Source organism: Mitsuaria sp. PDC51 (assembly GCF_900113225.1).
Lineage (GTDB): Bacteria > Pseudomonadota > Gammaproteobacteria > Burkholderiales > Burkholderiaceae_C > Roseateles.
In genome coordinates this window covers 194,177-209,758 of the sequence record NZ_FOZE01000003.1, presented here as the reverse complement: position 1 = coordinate 209,758, position 15,582 = coordinate 194,177, and the positions used below count along the sequence as shown (strand labels likewise).

The following is a 15,582-nucleotide window of genomic DNA, read 5'->3' as shown; positions in this document are numbered from 1 at the left end:
CGGTGCCCCTCACCAGTCCGCGAGCACCTCTTCCGCCAGCCCGAACGCGGTGCTCGCGCCGGTGCCGCCGGTCACCATCACCAGCCGCGTGCGCGGGTCCGGCGCCTCCACGAGGCACGGCACCTCGGCGCTGACCGCGTACACGCCGGTCCAGCGCTCGACGATCTCCAGGGACGGCAGCGTCAGCTGCCGGTGCAGTTCGTCGAGGATCAGCCGGTCCACCGCCTCGCTGGCGAAGGGCGGCAGCACCGGCCCGTAGTGGTGCGAGTCGCCGACGACCAGCGAGCCGTCCGCGCTCTGCACCACGATCAAATGGATGCCATGCGCCAGCGCGTCGTGCCGCTCGGCCGACAGGTGCTCGAGCAGCGGCCGCGCCTGCGGCAGCGCCGCGTAGCCCTCGTAGCGCACCAGGCTCAGGTCGGCCATCAGCGCCGCGTTCAGCCGGAAGCCCGCCGGGGGCTTCACCCGCAACATCTGCAGCTGGCACAGCGACAGCGCATGGGGCGTCCAGCGCTCGGCGAAGAGGCCGTGCAGTTCCGCACCCGAGCACACCACCACGCGCTCCGTGTGGTAGCTCGCCCGCGACGTGCGCACGTGCGGGGCTTCGGCCTCGAGCACCGATTCCCCGAAGCGGAATTCGACGCCATGCCGCTCGGCCAGCCAGGCCGCGATGCGCGGGATCGCCTCGCGCGACTCGACGCGCAACTCGTGCGGGCTGTAGAGGCCGCCGCGCAGACCCTCGGCCCGCAGGCCCGGCTGCCGCGCCAGCGCCGCGGCGGCATCGAGCCGCTCGCAGCCCTCGCCCATCTCGGTGGCGAGGAAGGCCTCCAGGATCGCTTCCGAGGCCTCGTGGCGCGCGGCGACCAGCAGGCCAGCGTGCTCGATGCGCAGGCCGGCCTGCGGCGCGAGCTCGGCCCACAGCTCGCGCGAGCGCCGCGCGCGCCGCCAGTGCGCGCCGCGCTGCTGGCCGGTCACGGTGACGAAACCGAAGTTGCGGATCGAGGCGCCGATGCAGGCGGCATCGCGCTCGACAACGACGACGCGCCAGCCGCGCCTGGCGCCAGCCCAGGCATGAGCCAGGCCGACGATGCCGGCACCGACCACGAGGAGATCACAGTTCATGGGAATGTCAGTCAAGTGAAGCAGTCTCTTCCGCTCGCGGGAGAGAGAGTTGGCGGTGGCGAGATGGGCGCGCAGGCGCAGCAAGGCACGTCATGTCATCCATGCCGCTACCGGGCGCGCCAGCGCTGCGTGCGCTGCACCAGCAGGTGGCCGGCCAGGCCGATGACGCCGCGCCCGATCGCCGCCGTCGCGAACAGCAGCGTCGCCATCGCTGCGGCTGGCGCGGTATCGCCGGCATCGTCCATGGCCAGCACCGCGACCGCCGCCAGCGCCGTGTCGGGCGAATACAGGAACACCACCGCCGACACCGTCGTCAACGCGCTCACGAAGAAGTAGCCCGCCACCTGCACCAGCGTCGGGATCGCGATGGGCAGGTGCACGCGCGCCAGGTGGCTCCAGAACGGCAGCCCCAGCGACTCGGCCACGCGCTCGTACTCGGGGTCGAGCTGGCGCAGCGCGCCCAGCTGCGTCAAGTGCGCCACCGAGTAGTAGTGCGCCACCGTGCACAGCACCAGGATGCCCAGCCCGCCATACCAGCCGCGCAGCGGATTCCACGGCGCGTTGAAGAACAGGATGTAGCCCAGCCCAAGCGCCAGTCCCGGCACCGCCATCGGCAGCGTCGCCATCGCGTTGATCAGCCCGCGTGCGGCGCGATGCCCACGCGGCTTGTCCACCAGCCAGGCCACCGCGAAGCTCATCACCGCGCCCGCCGCCGCGGTCCACAGCGCCATGCGCAGCGAGTTCCCGTAGCTCGCCCAGCCCCCGCCATCGCTCATGTCGAACTGGTAATGCGACAGCGTCGGCGCGAGCTGGTACGGCCAGTACTGCGCGAAGGACGCATACACGGCGATGCCGAACACGCCCACCAGCGCCGCGGCGACGACCGCGCAATACAGCAGCGCAGCCAGGTCCCGCGGCGCATGCGGCGTGGGGACGTGCGGCACCGCGCGCAGGCTCAGCACCGCCCGCTGGCGCGCGCGCAGGCGCTGCTCCAGCGCGAAGGCCCCCAGCGCCGGCAGCAGCAGGAGCAGCGCCACCACGGCGCCGCGGTCCAGGCGCTGCTGGCCGACGACTTCCTTGTAGATGTCGGTGGCCAGCATCGGCGTCTGCCCGCCGACCACCTTGGGCACGCCGAAGTCGGTCAGCACCAGCACGAACACGACCACCAGTGAGATCAGCAGCCCGTAGCGGCTGGCCGGCAGGGTCACGGTGCGGAACACCCGCCAGCCGCCCGCGCCCAGGCAGCGCGCGGCCTCCAGGGTCCGGGCGTCGCTCGCGGACAGCGTCGTGACCAGGATCAGCATCGCGTGCGGGAAGGTCCACAGCACCGACCCCATCACGATGCCGGCCGGCCCGTAGATGCCGTCCACGCCGACCGCGTGCAGCACGCCCTTCAACAGGCCCTGATTGCCGAAGGCATAGACCAGCCCGATGGCCGCCAGCAGCGACGGCGCCAGCAGCGGCAGCAGCGGCAGCAGCGCCAGCGCGCGCCACAGTGCCCGCGCCGGCAGCGCGGTGTGCGTCAGCGCCCACGCGTAGCCGTAGGCCAGCACGACGCAGACCAGCGCCGACACCGCCGACAGCGCCACGCTGTGCCGCAGCGCGCTCCAGCGACCGGTCGAGAAGTACGCGGCGAAGTGCGCGCCGCCGACGAAACGCCCCTGCCCGTCCAGCACGCTCTGCGCCAGCAGCGACACCAGCGGCAGCAGGATGATCAGCGTCAGCACGACCAGCGCCGCGGCCATCAGCCCGCGCAGCGCCCAGGCCTCGACGGGCCAGCGCCGAGCGGGCCGCTCCTGCGCCGCGCGCGGGAGCGCCGTCCCCGACTCGCTCGCCCGCGCGCGCGCCGGTCCGCCGCTCACGCGACCCTCCGCATCGACAGCGGCGCGTCGAAGAGCTGGATCGCCGCGGCCGCCAGGCGCAGTCCGCGGACCTCGCCCTCCCGCAGGTCGGCGGCCTCGGCGCTGGGCAGCTCGACGCTCAAGGCGCCGCCGAGCGCGTCGCTGCGCAGCAGCACCTGCGTCACCGCGCCCTGGAACTGGAGCGCGTCGACGCGCGCGCGCAGCATCGCACCCGCGCCGTCGAGCAGCTGCACCGCCTCGGGCCGGATGCCCAGCCGCACCACGCTGCCGGTCTTGTAGACGCGCGTGTCGCAGTCGACCAGCGTGGTGCCCACGCGCACCCGGCCATCGGCCACCACCTGCCCCTCCATCCAGTTCATGCGCCCGATGAAGCCGGCCACCAACGCGCTGGCCGGCTGCTCGTAAAGTTCGCGCGGCGCGCCCTGCTGCGCGATCTGTCCGCGGGCGAGCAGCACCACGCGGTCGGACATCGCCAGCGCCTCGTCCTGGTCATGGGTGACCATCAGCGTCGTGATGCCCAGCCGCTGCTGCAGCGCGCGGATCTCGGCGCGCAGCTCCTGCCGCACCTGCGCGTCCAGCGCCGACAGCGGCTCATCCAGCAACAGCAGCCGTGGTCGCGGCGCCAGCGCGCGCGCCAGTGCGACCCGCTGCTGCTGGCCGCCGGAGAGCTGCGAGGGAAACTTGCCGGCCTGCTCCGGCAGGCCCACCAGCGCCAGCATCTCCGCGGCGCGCTCGGCCGCCTCGCGGCGCGGCAGGCCGCTCAGTCCATAGCGGACGTTCTCCATCGCCGTCATGTTGGGGAACAGCGCGTAGGACTGGAACACGACACCGAAGCGGCGCTGCGACGCCGGCCAGGCAGTGATGTCCTGCCCCTGCATCAGCACCTGCCCGAGCTCGGGGGTCTCGATGCCGCAGACGATGCGCAGCAGCGTGGTCTTGCCGCAGCCCGACGGGCCGAGCAGCGAGACGAACTCGCCGGCGCGCAGGTCCAGGTCGATGCCTTGCAGCACCGTCTGGGAGCCGAAACGCTTGGTGATCTGGCGCAGGTGCAGCATGGCTCGCCCGTGGTCCGTCATCCGTGGTGCGTGTTGGTCGGTGGCCCGGGCCGGATCACTTCTTCTCGGCCTTGGCCTCGTAGCGGCGCGACCACTCGGCCAGGATGCGATCCCGATTCGCGGCGGCCCAGCCGAAGTCGTTCTTCGCCAGCAGCTTGTCGAGATCGGACGGCACGTACTCCAGCTGCTCCTGCACCGACGGCAGCGCCAGCACGGCGAAGTTCTTCGCGTACAGCTCGTTGGCCTTGCGGGTCACCGCCCAGTCGGCCAGCGCCCGGGCGGCCTCGGGCTTGCGCGTCGACTTCATGATCGCGGTGGCCTCGACATCCCAGCCCAGGCCCTCCTTCGGGAAGACGATGTCGATCGGCGCGCCTTCCTTCTTCGTCTTGTTGGCGCGGTACTCGAAGGACAGGCCCACCGGGAACTCGCCGGCGCCGGCCTGGCGGCAGGGCTTGGAGCCGCTGTGGGTGTAGACGCCGATGTTCTGGTGCAGCGCGTCCATGAAGGCCCAGCCCTTGGCCTCGCCCATCATCTGCAGCCAGGCCGAGACCATCAGGTAGCCGGTGCCGCTGGAAGCGGGATGCGGCATCGTCAGCAGGCCCTTGTAGACGGGCTGGGTCAGGTCGCTCCAGGAACTCGGCCGGGGCAGGTTGCGCCTGGCCGCCTCGGCGGTGTTGAAGCAGACCGCGGACGACCACAGGTCCATGCCGACCCAGGTCGGCTGCGGCCGCGGGTCGCGCATGGTGGGGCGCACCTGCTCGAGGCCCTTGGGCGCGTAGGCCGCCAGCAGCCCTTCCTTGTCCAGCAGCATCAGCGAGGTCGCGGCCAGTCCCCAGACGACGTCGGCCTGCGGATTCGCCTTCTCGGCCAGCAGGCGCGCGGTGACGATGCCGGTGGACTCGCGCACGAACTTCAGCTCGATGGCCGGGTGGTCCTGCTCGAAGGCGGTCTTGTAGGCCTTGATCTGGTCGGCTTCGAGCGCGCTGTAGACCAGCAGTTCAGTCTTGCCCTGGGCGTGGGCCTCGGGGCTGGTCAGCGCGGCGATCACCGCCAGGCTCAGCGCGGCGGCGGTGTGGACGAGGGTCGAGAAGGACTTGAGACGCATGGGCGCTCCATGGGGGGATGCGGCACCCCGGTCGGGGTGATCGATGGGCGACACTGTAGGAATGGCATATGTCATTGACACGTCAAACGGCCCAAGTTCCCGAAAGCCGGTATTGGCGGATTTGGGGTCGCCGTCATGCTGGTGAACCAGCTCAAGGCCTTCTTCGCGGTGGCGCGGCTGGGGTCGATCACGGGCGCGGCGCGGCAGCTGGGGCTGTCGCAGCCGACGGTGACGACGCAGGTCCGGGCGCTGGAGGAGCAGTACGGGGTGGAGCTCTTCCACCGCGGCGGCGGCCGGCTGACGCTGAGCGAGGCCGGCCGACGGCTGATGCCGCAGGTCGACACGCTGCTGCAGCAGGAACTGGACATCGAATTCGCGCTGCGCAACTCGGCCGAGCTGCAGGGCGGGACGCTGCGCCTGGGCGCGACGGCCCCCTACTACACGCTGACGCTGGTGCAGCGCTTCAAGGTCCGCCATCCGCGGGTGGAGCTGAGCGTGTCGGCCGGCAATTCGCGGCAGATGGTGGATGCGCTGCTCGCCTACCAGGTGGACCTGGCGACCTCCAGCCATCTGGAGGACGACCCGCGGCTGCACCGGGTGGCGCTGGGGGCCGATCCGCTGGTGCTGCTGCTGCCGCGCGGGCATGCGCTGGCGCGGGCGACGGCGGTGCCGCTGGCGGCGCTGGGCGCGGAAACGCTGCTGATGCGGGAGCGCGGCTCGATGACGCGCGCGCTGACCGAGCAGGCGCTGGAGGCGGCGGGCGTGCGGCCGCGGGCGCAGATGGAGATCGCCAGCCGCGAGGCGCTGCGGGAGGCGGTGGTGCGCGGGCTGGGGGTCAGCATCTTCGCCGCGCACGAGACCGGGCGCGACCCGGAGCTGGTCGCCCTGCCCTTCGAGGCGCCGATGCCGATGGTGCGGGAGTACCTCTACTGCCTGCGCGAGCGGCAGGGCGCGCGGCTGATCGAGGCGATGCTGGGCTGCGTCGAGCCCGGCGGCTGAGGCCGCCCGGCCTCATTGCCCTGTCGACTGGCCGGCCTGCGCGGTGGGCGGTGCATCCTTCAGGTGCTTGGCGAGGAAGGTCTCGACGCGACGGGCGAAGTCGACCTGGTTGTCGGTGTTGCCAAAACCATGGGCCTCGCCACGGTAGGTCACCCACTCGGGTGGCCGCCCCGCCTTGACCAGCGCCTCGCGCATGCGTTCGCCATGCTCGATCGGGACGCGCACGTCGCGTTCTCCGTACACCAGCATCAACGGCGCGCGGATCCGGTCGGCCAATGTGATCGGCGAGTTCGCGCGAAGCATGTCGGCATCCTTGACCGGATCGCCCACCATGGTGGGCGCCATGAAGCTCCGGTAGGAGCTTCCCAGGTCATCGTCGACCCATCGGTCGCCCTTGACGAGCAGCATCAGGTCGCTGACGCCCAACCAGGCCAGCCCGCAGCGATACAGCGGGCCGTCCTTGGCCAGGCCCATCAGCGTGCTGTACCCGCCATAGCTGGCACCGGCAATGCAGGCGCGGTCGGACGCCAATTTCTGCTGGCGCGCCCAGACGAGCGCATCCGCGACGTCGTCCTGCATCGCCTGCCCCCATTGGCGGAACCCGTCGCGATAGTGCTTGTCACCGTAACCACGGCTGCCTCGGAACTCCGGCTCGATCACCAGATAACCCCGTGAAGCAAGGAACTGCGCCATGCCATTCCACTCCCAACTGCGCCCCTTGACGAAGGGCCCGCCGTGCACCAGCACGACCGCCGGCGCGGGCTTGCCCGGCGCCGTGCCCTGAGGCACGGTCAGCCAGACCGGGAGGTCGATGCCGTCGCGGGCCTTGATGCGATGCAATTCCTGGCTCGCCATCGTGCCCGGATCGACGTCCGGACGCTGTCGCCCCACCGGCTGCCAGCGCTCGGCATCCGGCACCCCACCGCGATACACCCAATAGGAACCCGGCTCACGGTCGGAGAAATTGCGCACCAACGCCACCATGTCCGGCTTGCCGCAACGGGCGCATTGGATCTCATTGACACCCTCGGCGAAGCGCGCATCGACCTGCTTCTGGAACTCGCGCATGGCCGGGTCGAACCAGGCGGTCGCCTGCGCATCGGTTTCATAGCGCAAGCCGACCGTGCGCCCCGCATCGAGGATCACCGTCGCCTGCGCGTCGAAGCCGGGGGTGCTGAGCAGGGCACGGGGTTCCGGCTTGCCGGTCTGGAAGTCAAACCGCGTGAGCACGTCATAACGCTGCGGCCCGTCGAGGCGCCGCACGAACAGACGGCCCGCATCGTCGACCGCCGTGGGCACGAAGGGCAGCCCCAGCAGGTCGCCACGAGTGATCTCGGTCCAGGTCTTCTGGTCGGGACCACGCCAATAGGCCACGCGCACGCCATCCTGCTCGGTCACCACCACACGCGCTTCCCCGTGGCTGTCGAAAAGGAAACTCACCGCGCCACGCGGTTCGTCGAAACTGGCCGGCACGGCTCGGCCGGTATCGATGTTGAGCCAGAACGGCGTGTAAGCCGCCCGGTTGTTGGAGCGGTTGATGCCGAACTTGCCCACCAGCACCCGATTGCCCGGCTCTCCCTCATGGGGAAATGGCACGTCGAGCAGGCGATGGTTCCAGGTCAACGCTCCGCCGAAGGCCTTGCGCTCCGTTTCCGCCTCATGCTCGCGCTGGATCAATTGACGCGCGCCGGTGCCGTCCGCGGCCACCGAATAAAGACCCACGGCTTGGTAGTGCGTGCCTGAGGCGATGCGGCGGTCGGTGGCCGAGAAGACCAGCTTGTCGTCGTTGACCCACTGGAAGGAGCCCACATCCTCGTTGGCGAACTGCACCACTCGTCGGGCCTCGATCCTGGGGCCGAGTTCGAAGACGTACAGCCCCACGCGCAGGCCAGCCGCGCCGGGCGCCGCGACGGCGAGCCGTTTCCCGTTCGGCGACAGGCGGGCCTCATGCAGCGTGGCGTCCTTGAAGAAGACCTCGGGCGGCACAGAGCTCGGCGCGGACGCGGATTGGGCCAGCGCGGCCCCTTGCAGCCCGACCATGGCGAGCGCGAACGACAGCGCGCGGCGGCGCAGGGAAGACATCGGTGTCATCGGCGGGTTCCTCTCCTGATCCACGTGCCGAGCGAGCGGCCGAGGTGGTCTTGTTGTGCTTGTCGGCGCGGGATGCTATCGCCGGCAGCGCTCAGCCGGGCTGCGGGAAGTCCCGCAAGCGCCGATCCCCTTGAAGGGGGATTCCCACCGCGATACTCCTGCTCCCTTCCAGCCGCGCGGAGCGACATTCATTGGCCCGCTGCACGACCTCCCCTCATCCGCAATCACCCATGCAAGACACCTGGTGGCAATCGCTCGTCCAATGGACGCTCTGGGGCGCCGCGATGGCGCTCGTCATGGGCTGGGTCGGTCGCAACCGGCTGAAGCCCCGTCCCGAGGCCGAGGCGCAGCTGCTGCGCCATCCGGTCAGCACGCTGGTGATCGGCGTCGTCGGCGCGGTGTTCTTCTTCGGGCTCGCGATCATCTCCAACACCGTCGGCAAGAACCCCACCGCGACCGTCTGGACCACGCTCTGCTTCATCAGCCTCGGGCTGATGTCGGCGCCGATGATCCTGGACTACATCTACGGCCGCCACCAGGTGTCGGAGGAAGCCATCGCCTATGGCCGCCTGCTCGGCCGGCGCGGCGTCATGCGCTGGGCGGACGTCCGGCGGATCCGCTTCTCGCCGGGCATGAAATGGTTCGTGCTGGAAGACCACCAGCGCACCCGCGTGCGCGTCTCGGCGATGCTGATGGGCCTGCCGGAGTTCGCGCGGCTCGCGCTGGCGCGGGTGCCGCCCGAGGCCCTGGACGATCGCACCCGCACGCTGCTCACCGAGACCAGCCTGGGACGGCCACCGCGGGTCTGGGGCTGAGCCCGGCTTCTGGCGGCCCCAGGCGGACCCTGGCGGCCCCCGCTGGCCACGACACCCACCGCCCCGCTGATCGCGGGGCGTCGCGCTTCAGGCGTCGAACCCCGGGCACTGCCGATGCGCCTGCCGCAGCAGCGTCGGCCAGACGAAGGCCCCGCCCAGGCCGCCGGTCTGCACCCGCATCGACTCGGCGGTGCCGCGGATGACCGCGTCGTCGACCGGCGTGAGCGCCGCGCCGCCGGACTGCGCGGCGATCTGGATCTGGCAGGCGCTCTCGAAGGTGTACATCGACAGGAAGGCGTCGCCGATGGTCCTGCCCACGGTCAGCAGGCCGTGGTTGCGCAGGCAGTAGAAGATCTTGTCGCCGAGGTCGCGCTGCAAGCGCGGCTGCTCGTCCGGACGGATCGCGACGCCCTCGTAGTCGTGGTACGCCAGCGAGGCCAGCACGAAGGTCGACTGCTGCGAGATCGGCAGCACGCCGTCCTTCTGCGCCGACACCGCCACGCCGGCCCGCGTGTGCGTGTGCAGCACGCAACCTACGTCCGGCCGCGCCGCATGGATGGCCGAATGGATGATGAAGCCGGCCTGGTTCACCGGGAACGGCGTCTCCTGCAGCTTGTTGCCGAGCGCGTCGACCTTGATCAGGCTGGAGGCCGTGATCTCGTCGAACATCAGGCCGTAGGGGTTGATCAGGAACTCATGCGCGTCGCCCGGCAGCCGCGCGCTGATGTGCGTGAAGATCAGGTCGCTCCAGCCGTAGCGCGCCACCAGCCGGTAGCAGGCGGCGAGGTCCACGCGCAGCTGCCATTCGGCGTCGCTGACCTGACCCTTGAGCGATGGGATCCGGGCGGTGATGTCGTCCATGAACGCGTCTCCTGGTCGCGCCCGGCCCTTCCTCGGGCCAGGTCCGCGGCGGATCGTCCTCCCGGACCGGCGCCGCGGCTGTCGCGTGCAGGACATCGTCATTGAGCAAGGTACTTCAGCAAGCCAGACCAGAAGTTGATCTTGCTTCCGAACACCAGCACGACAAGGAAGACGGAAATGCCCGCGGCGATCAGGTTGGCAATGACGTTGGACCACACGCCGGACCAGAAGCCGAGCGTGCGCTCGATCCGCCTCAACCGCCTCAGATGATCGGCCTCAGCGTCCGCCAGCGCGTCCGACAGCGACTCCTCGGCCATATCCTCGAGCATGATTTCCGCGCGCGTGCGGTACGTGTCGATCTGCGATGGCAGATTCATGCTCAGCACAAAGCCGTGCACATCCACCTGCGGATGCGCCTTCATGAAGTCCACCTTGTCCGCCTTGTAGAGCGCGTACGCAATCAGGCCTGCAAGGTCCTTGGGGTTCTGAACGAAGGACTGGAATGTCTGGTGCAGCATCAGACGATGACCTTGGCTTTCGCCAACCATCGCTCAAGTGCATTGTTCGCGGCCCTGACGATGTCCTCACGGCTGGGAAGTACGGCGCGCACCGCAGGCGACGGCTCGTGGTCACGCTCACGCGTCATGAGACGCTTGTTCGCGCGCCGGATCGTGTGCACGGTGATGTACTTGCGGGCAGCCGAGGACTTCATGGGAAGCGACCCTACAGCCGTGAGGCCATGGGGCTAATTGGCAATGATCGAACGGCGACGGACCTGCGATGCGGCGCATGAGCCGGCGAACAGGAACGAATGGTCGGCAGCATTGCACTGCCGGAGATCTCGATCAATGACCCGTATCAGTGACGAGCCCCGCTGGAAGAAGGCTCCGGCGGGGCAGGTCGTTCAGAACGCCGCAATCCCCGTCTGCGCCCGTCCCAGGATCAACGCGTGGATGTCGTGCGTGCCCTCGTAGGTGTTGACCACCTCGAGATTGACCAGGTGGCGCGCGATGCCGAACTCGTCGCTGATGCCGTTGCCGCCCAGCATGTCCCGCGCGGTGCGCGCGATCTCCAGCGACTTGCCGCAGCTGTTGCGCTTCATGATCGAGGTGATCTCCACCGCCGCCGTGCCCTCGTCCTTCATGCGCCCCAGCCGCAGGCAGCCCTGCAGGCCCAGCGTGATCTCGGTCTGCATGTCGGCCAGCTTCTTCTGCACCAGCTGGTTGGCGGCCAGCGGCTTGCCGAATTGCTTGCGATCCATCGTGTACTGCCGCGCGGTGTGCCAGCAGGCCTCGGCCGCGCCCAGCGCACCCCAGGCGATGCCATAGCGGGCGCTGTTCAGGCAGGTGAACGGGCCCTTCAGGCCGCGCACCTCGGGGAAAGCGTTCTCCTCGGGGCAGAACACCTCGTCCATCACGATCTCGCCGGTGATGGACGCGCGCAACCCCACCTTGCCGTGGATCGCCGGCGCGCTCAGGCCCTTCCAGCCCTTCTCCAGCACGAAGCCGCGGATCTGGCCGCCGTCGTCCTTGGCCCAGACGACGAACACGTCCGCGATCGGGCTGTTGGTGATCCACATCTTGCTGCCGCTGAGCGAGTAGCCGCCCTCGACCTTGCGCGCCCGCGTGATCATCGACCCCGGGTCCGAGCCGTGGTTCGGCTCGGTCAGCCCGAAGCAGCCGATCCACTCGCCGCTGGCCAGCTTGGGCAGGTACTTGCGCTTGGTCGCCTCGTTGCCGAACTCGTGGATCGGCACCATCACCAGCGAGCTCTGCACGCTCATCATCGAGCGGTAGCCGCTGTCCACGCGCTCGACCTCGCGCGCGATCAGGCCGTAGCAGACATAGTTCAGTCCGGCGCCGCCGTATTCCTCGGGGATGGTCGGGCCCAGCAGGCCGAGCTCGCCCATCTCGCGGAAGATCGCCGCGTCGGTCTTCTCATGCCGGAAGGCCTCCAGCACCCGCGGCGCCAGCCGGTCCTGGCAGTAGGCCCGCGCCGCGTCGCGCACGGCGCGCTCGTCGTCGCTCAGCTGCTGCTCCAGCAGCAGCGGATCGTCCCAGTGGAATGCGGCCTTCGCGGCCTTGGATGCTTGGCTCATGATGTCTCTTCCGTTCCTGTTGATGTGACTGCGTCTCCCGGGACGCGGCGCAGGCTGGGACCGATCCTAGTCCCGCGCCGGCACCACCGCCGTCACCTCGATTTCAACCTTCGCACGATCCTCGATCAGCCCCGCCACCTGCACGGCGGTCATCGCGATGCCGTACTCGCTGCCCAGCACCTCGCGGTAGGCCTGCCCGACCTCGCGGCCGCGCGCGACGTACTCCCGCTTGTCGACCAGGTACCAGGTCATCCGCGCAATGTGCCTGGGCTCGGCCCCGGCCTCGGCCAGCACCGCCTTGATGTTGATCAAGGCCTGCCGCACCTGGTCGACGAAATCGTCGCTCTCGAACTGGCACTGCCCGTTCCAGCCGATCTGGCCGGCGACGAAGACCTGCGTGCCGACCGCGGCGACGCCATTGGCATAACCGCGCGGCGCGGCCCAGGCCGCCGGCTGCAGCAGGCGCTTTGCGGCGGGGGCGTTCTTCTCGTTCTCGTGGCTCATCGTCGTGACTCCTCTACTGCTCGGACGATTGATGGGATTGCTGCGCCTGGACCGCCCGCACCAGCGCGGCGCGGACGTCCTCGGGAAAGGGCTGGGACTGATGCGTCTCCAGCGAGGTGCACACCAGCACCTGGCCGAAGCTCACGCGCGCGCCGTCGGCGCCGTCGAAGCGGACCCGCAGCGACAGCGAGCTGCGCCCCACCCGCTCGATCCACAGCCGCTGCGTGAGCCGGTCGCCCTGGCGGCTGATGCGCTCGAAGTTGGTCTGCAGCTGCACCGTGGGCAGGCCAATGCGACGCGGGCCCAGCAACTCGGCGTACGACACGCCCAGGCCCTCGTTGAACCAGTCTTCGACGAAGGCGTTCAGCAGCTCGTAGTAGCGCGGGAAGAAAACGATGCCGGCCGGGTCGCAATGACCGAAGCGGATCAGCACCTCACGCTCGAAGGCGGCATTCGTCACATCGTCCTCCTCAGACGCCCAGATGGCGGTGCCACACGCCGTGATCGGCCGCCAGCGCCGCGGAGTCGCCCCGCCAGACGACCTGGCCACGCTCCACGATGCTGTGCCGGTCGGCGAGGCGGATCAGCCGCTTCACATACTTGTCGACCACCAGGATGGTCTGGCCCGCCTGGCGCAGCGTGTCCAGGCAGCGCCAGATGTCCTCGCGGATCAGCGGCGCCAGGCCCTCGGTGGCCTCGTCCAGCACCAGCAGCCGCGGATTGGTGACCAGCGCGCGGCCGATGGCGAGCATCTGCTGCTCGCCGCCGGACAGCTGCTGGCCGAGATTGCCCGCGCGCTCCCGCAGCCGCGGGAACAGCGCGAAGACCCGCTCGACGCTCCACGGCTCGGCCGCGCGGCAGCGGTTGGCCTCGAAGGCCCGCAGATGCTCCAGCACGCTGAGGTTGGGGAAGACCTGGCGCCCCTCGGGCACGATGGCCAGGCCCAGCCGCGCGATGCGGTCGGCGCGCCAGCCGGTCACGTCCTCGCCGGCGAAGCGGATGCGCCCGCCGCTCGGCGCCAGCCAGCCGGTCAGGCAACGCAGCGTCGTGCTCTTGCCCATGCCGTTGCGGCCCAGCAGCGTCGCGACCTCGCCCGGCGCGATGCGCAGGTCGACGCCGAACAGCACCTGGCTGCCGCCGTAGCCGGCGCGCAGGCCCTCGATCTCGAGCAGCGCGTCGCTCATGCGCCCTCCTTCGCCGGGTGGCTCCGGGCCGACGGGCCGGCCGGGTCCGCCACATCCATCGCGTCCCCCCGGTCCGCGGCCTCCGCCTCGTCGCCGAGGTAGGCCTGCCGGACCGCCGCGTCGTTGCGGATCTCGTCCGGCGTGCCCGTGGCGATGACGCGCCCGCTCACCAGCACCGACACGCGGTCGGCGAGCCGGAAGACCGCGTCCATGTCGTGCTCGACCAGCAGCAGCGTCAGCCGCTGCGCCTTCAGCGCCGACAGCAGCTCGACCATGCGGGCCGACTCGTCCGGCCCCATGCCCGCCATCGGCTCGTCCAGCAGCAGCAGCCGCGGCCGCGCCGCCAGCGCCAGCGCGAGTTCCAGCTGGCGCTGCTCGCCATGCGCCAGCGCGCCCGCGACGCGATCGGCCATCGCCGTCAGGCCCACCAGCGCCAGCATCGCCTCGGCATCGGCATAAGCGGCCTCGTCCGCGCGCGCCGGTCGCCACCACGAGGGCGCCGCCGGCCGCCGCGCGAGCACCGCCAGCACCACGTTGTCCAGCACGGTGAAGCGCCGGTAGATGCTGGTGATCTGGAACGAGCGCACCAGGCCGCCGCGCACGCGCTGCGGCATCGACAGCGCGGTGACGTCCTCGCCGTCGAAGAACAGGCCGCCGCCATCGGGCGCCAGCGCGCCGGAGATCTGGTGGATCAGCGTCGTCTTGCCGGCCCCGTTCGGGCCGATCAGCGCATGGGTCTCGCCGGCGCGCACCTCGAGGCTGGCCTCGTCGGTCGCGGTCAGCGCGCCGAAGCGCTTCACCAACCGATGCACCTGCAGCAGCGCGAGCTCGGGCAAGCGCGACGACGCCGCCCTCGACAGGTCGTGCAGGACCTCAGGCATGCACGGCCTCCTTGGACCGGCCGCTCCTGCGCCCGACCAGCCCGGTGAGCCCGCGCGGGGCGAAGAGCACGACCACCAGCAGGATCGCGCCGAGTGCGAACTGCCAGTGGATCGTCACGCCGGACAGCAGCTCCTCGAGCAGCAGGAAGGCGGCCGCGCCCAGCGGTCCGCCCCACAGCGCGCCGGCGCCGCCCAAGATCACCATCACCATCAGCTGGCCCGACTGCGACCAGTGCATCAGGTGCGGCGACACCAGGCCGTTCAGGTTGGCCAGCAGCGCGCCGGCCAGGCCCGCGATTGCGCCGGCGACGACGAAGGCGGTCCACTGCACCGCGAAGACCCGGCCGCCGGTCGCGGCGACGCGGGTCTCGTTCTCCCGCGCCGCCTGCAGCAGCCAGCCCAGCGGCGAATTGACCAGCCGGCGCAGGCCCGCGAACACCAGCGCGAAGATGGCCAGCGCGACCCAGTAGAACGAGGCATCGTCGGCGAGGCTGAGCGGCAGGCCGGACAGGGTCGAGCGCGCCGCCAGCGGCAGGCCGTCGTCGCCGCCGTAGGCCTTCAGCGAGACCGCCAGGTAATGGAACATCTGCGCGAAGGCCAGCGTGATCATGATGAAGTACACGCCCCGCGTGCGCAGGCTGATGGCGCCGATCACCGCCGCCGCGACGCCCGACACGACCATCGCGGCCGGCCACGCGATCCAGGCCGAGCCGATGCCCGCGTCCGCGAGCACGCCGACGGTGTAGGCGCCCAGCCCGACGAAGGCCGCGTGGCCGAAGCTCACCAGCCCGCCGAAGCCCAGGATCAGGTTCAGGCTCGCCGCGGCGATCGTGAAGATCAGCACCCGCGTCGCGACCACCGTGTAGAACTCCAGGCCCAGCGCCTGCAGCAGCGGCGGCAAGGCCGCCAGCGCCACCAGCAGCGCCCAGGCCCAGGGGCCCAGGGCGCGATGGTGCAGCAGCGTGTGGCGGGTCGTCACGGCCTCGGTGATCGGCTCGGTGATCG

The 15,582-nt window shown here is 70.5% G+C and carries 16 protein-coding genes; 2 read left to right on the top strand and 14 right to left on the bottom strand.

The genetic code is table 11. The annotated features are described in order from the left end of the window. Positions 1-9 precede the first annotated feature (9 nt). From BM393_RS21470 to BM393_RS21455, 4 genes are all read right to left on the bottom strand, one after another. On the bottom strand, positions 10-1,122 hold the full coding sequence (locus tag BM393_RS21470; RefSeq protein WP_091732592.1) for a TIGR03364 family FAD-dependent oxidoreductase: 1,113 nt from the start codon (positions 1,120-1,122) through the stop codon (positions 10-12). 107 nt (positions 1,123-1,229) lie between these two features. Then, the gene (locus BM393_RS21465) at positions 1,230-2,984 is read right to left on the bottom strand and encodes a putative 2-aminoethylphosphonate ABC transporter permease subunit (RefSeq protein WP_254783553.1); all 1,755 of its coding nucleotides are present in this window, start codon (positions 2,982-2,984) and stop codon (positions 1,230-1,232) included. Continuing rightward, on the bottom strand, positions 2,981-4,039 hold the full coding sequence (locus tag BM393_RS21460; RefSeq protein ID WP_091732587.1) for an ABC transporter ATP-binding protein: 1,059 nt from the start codon (positions 4,037-4,039) through the stop codon (positions 2,981-2,983). Before BM393_RS21460 ends, BM393_RS21465 begins: the two co-directional genes overlap by 4 nt. Before the next feature lie 55 nt (positions 4,040-4,094). After that, the gene (locus BM393_RS21455; RefSeq protein WP_091732583.1) at positions 4,095-5,144 is read right to left on the bottom strand and encodes a putative 2-aminoethylphosphonate ABC transporter substrate-binding protein; all 1,050 of its coding nucleotides are present in this window, start codon (positions 5,142-5,144) and stop codon (positions 4,095-4,097) included. Positions 5,145-5,279: 135 nt separating this feature from the next. Here BM393_RS21455 and BM393_RS21450 point away from each other — a divergent pair, with 135 nt between their 5' ends. Further along, the gene (locus BM393_RS21450; RefSeq protein WP_091732580.1) at positions 5,280-6,143 is read left to right on the top strand and encodes a LysR substrate-binding domain-containing protein; all 864 of its coding nucleotides are present in this window, start codon (positions 5,280-5,282) and stop codon (positions 6,141-6,143) included. 12 nt (positions 6,144-6,155) lie between these two features. On the opposite strand, the gene BM393_RS21445 is transcribed toward BM393_RS21450, so the two are convergent. Then, complete coding sequence (locus BM393_RS21445; RefSeq protein WP_175538458.1) at positions 6,156-8,225, bottom strand: S9 family peptidase; 2,070 nt, start codon at positions 8,223-8,225, stop codon at positions 6,156-6,158. A gap of 239 nt (positions 8,226-8,464) precedes the next feature. Between BM393_RS21445 and BM393_RS21440 the strand changes: the two genes are divergently transcribed. Next, positions 8,465-9,049, top strand: coding sequence for a PH domain-containing protein (locus BM393_RS21440; RefSeq protein WP_091732571.1), 585 nt, complete (start codon positions 8,465-8,467; stop codon positions 9,047-9,049). 87 nt (positions 9,050-9,136) lie between these two features. Here the strand turns inward: BM393_RS21440 and BM393_RS21435 are convergent, their stop codons facing one another. The 9 genes from BM393_RS21435 to BM393_RS21400 all read right to left on the bottom strand — a co-directional run bounded on the left by BM393_RS21435 (position 9,137) and on the right by BM393_RS21400 (position 15,535). Next, the gene (locus BM393_RS21435) at positions 9,137-9,910 is read right to left on the bottom strand and encodes a class II aldolase/adducin family protein (protein ID WP_091732569.1); all 774 of its coding nucleotides are present in this window, start codon (positions 9,908-9,910) and stop codon (positions 9,137-9,139) included. 98 nt (positions 9,911-10,008) lie between these two features. Beyond that, positions 10,009-10,428: a hypothetical protein gene (locus BM393_RS21430; protein ID WP_141225432.1), complete on the bottom strand. Its 420-nt coding sequence runs from the start codon at positions 10,426-10,428 to the stop codon at positions 10,009-10,011. After that, positions 10,428-10,622 carry a hypothetical protein gene (locus BM393_RS25420; protein ID WP_141225431.1) on the bottom strand — a complete coding sequence of 65 codons (195 nt, stop codon included), beginning with the start codon at positions 10,620-10,622 and terminating at the stop codon, positions 10,428-10,430. The genes BM393_RS21430 and BM393_RS25420 overlap by 1 nt, the downstream gene beginning before the upstream one ends. Positions 10,623-10,814: 192 nt before the next feature. Beyond that, positions 10,815-12,008, bottom strand: a complete 1,194-nt coding sequence (locus BM393_RS21425; RefSeq protein ID WP_091732560.1) for an acyl-CoA dehydrogenase — start codon at positions 12,006-12,008, stop codon at positions 10,815-10,817. A 66-nt stretch (positions 12,009-12,074) separates the two neighbouring features. Beyond that, a complete protein-coding gene (locus tag BM393_RS21420; protein ID WP_091732557.1) occupies positions 12,075-12,512 on the bottom strand; it encodes a RidA family protein in 438 nt (145 codons plus the stop codon). A 13-nt stretch (positions 12,513-12,525) separates the two neighbouring features. Next, positions 12,526-12,972 (bottom strand): thioesterase family protein, encoded by a 447-nt coding sequence (locus BM393_RS21415; protein ID WP_091732553.1) that lies wholly within the window; start codon positions 12,970-12,972, stop codon positions 12,526-12,528. 10 nt (positions 12,973-12,982) lie between these two features. Further along, positions 12,983-13,696: an ABC transporter ATP-binding protein gene (locus tag BM393_RS21410; RefSeq protein ID WP_404932671.1), complete on the bottom strand. Its 714-nt coding sequence runs from the start codon at positions 13,694-13,696 to the stop codon at positions 12,983-12,985. Further along, positions 13,693-14,577, bottom strand: a complete 885-nt coding sequence (locus tag BM393_RS21405; protein WP_091732550.1) for an ABC transporter ATP-binding protein — start codon at positions 14,575-14,577, stop codon at positions 13,693-13,695. Before BM393_RS21405 ends, BM393_RS21410 begins: the two co-directional genes overlap by 4 nt. After that, positions 14,570-15,535, bottom strand: a complete 966-nt coding sequence (locus BM393_RS21400; protein WP_404932681.1) for a branched-chain amino acid ABC transporter permease — start codon at positions 15,533-15,535, stop codon at positions 14,570-14,572. The genes BM393_RS21405 and BM393_RS21400 overlap by 8 nt, the downstream gene beginning before the upstream one ends. Positions 15,536-15,582: the final 47 nt, after the last annotated feature.

Excerpts from the sequence above, each read along its gene's own strand:
- BM393_RS21470 (WP_091732592.1), bottom strand. The coding sequence starts at position 1,122 with ATGAACTGTGATCTCCTCGTGGTCGGTGCCGGCATCGTCGGCCTGGCT.
- BM393_RS21460 (WP_091732587.1), bottom strand. The coding sequence starts at position 4,039 with ATGCTGCACCTGCGCCAGATCACCAAGCGTTTCGGCTCCCAGACGGTG.
- BM393_RS21455 (WP_091732583.1), bottom strand. The coding sequence starts at position 5,144 with ATGCGTCTCAAGTCCTTCTCGACCCTCGTCCACACCGCCGCCGCGCTG.
- BM393_RS21450 (WP_091732580.1), top strand. The coding sequence starts at position 5,280 with ATGCTGGTGAACCAGCTCAAGGCCTTCTTCGCGGTGGCGCGGCTGGGG.
- BM393_RS21445 (WP_175538458.1), bottom strand. The coding sequence starts at position 8,225 with ATGTCTTCCCTGCGCCGCCGCGCGCTGTCGTTCGCGCTCGCCATGGTC.
- BM393_RS21440 (WP_091732571.1), top strand. The coding sequence starts at position 8,465 with ATGCAAGACACCTGGTGGCAATCGCTCGTCCAATGGACGCTCTGGGGC.
- BM393_RS21435 (WP_091732569.1), bottom strand. The coding sequence starts at position 9,910 with ATGGACGACATCACCGCCCGGATCCCATCGCTCAAGGGTCAGGTCAGC.
- BM393_RS21430 (WP_141225432.1), bottom strand. The coding sequence starts at position 10,428 with ATGCTGCACCAGACATTCCAGTCCTTCGTTCAGAACCCCAAGGACCTT.
- BM393_RS25420 (WP_141225431.1), bottom strand. The coding sequence starts at position 10,622 with ATGAAGTCCTCGGCTGCCCGCAAGTACATCACCGTGCACACGATCCGG.
- BM393_RS21425 (WP_091732560.1), bottom strand. The coding sequence starts at position 12,008 with ATGAGCCAAGCATCCAAGGCCGCGAAGGCCGCATTCCACTGGGACGAT.
- BM393_RS21420 (WP_091732557.1), bottom strand. The coding sequence starts at position 12,512 with ATGAGCCACGAGAACGAGAAGAACGCCCCCGCCGCAAAGCGCCTGCTG.
- BM393_RS21410 (WP_404932671.1), bottom strand. The coding sequence starts at position 13,696 with ATGAGCGACGCGCTGCTCGAGATCGAGGGCCTGCGCGCCGGCTACGGC.
- BM393_RS21405 (WP_091732550.1), bottom strand. The coding sequence starts at position 14,577 with ATGCCTGAGGTCCTGCACGACCTGTCGAGGGCGGCGTCGTCGCGCTTG.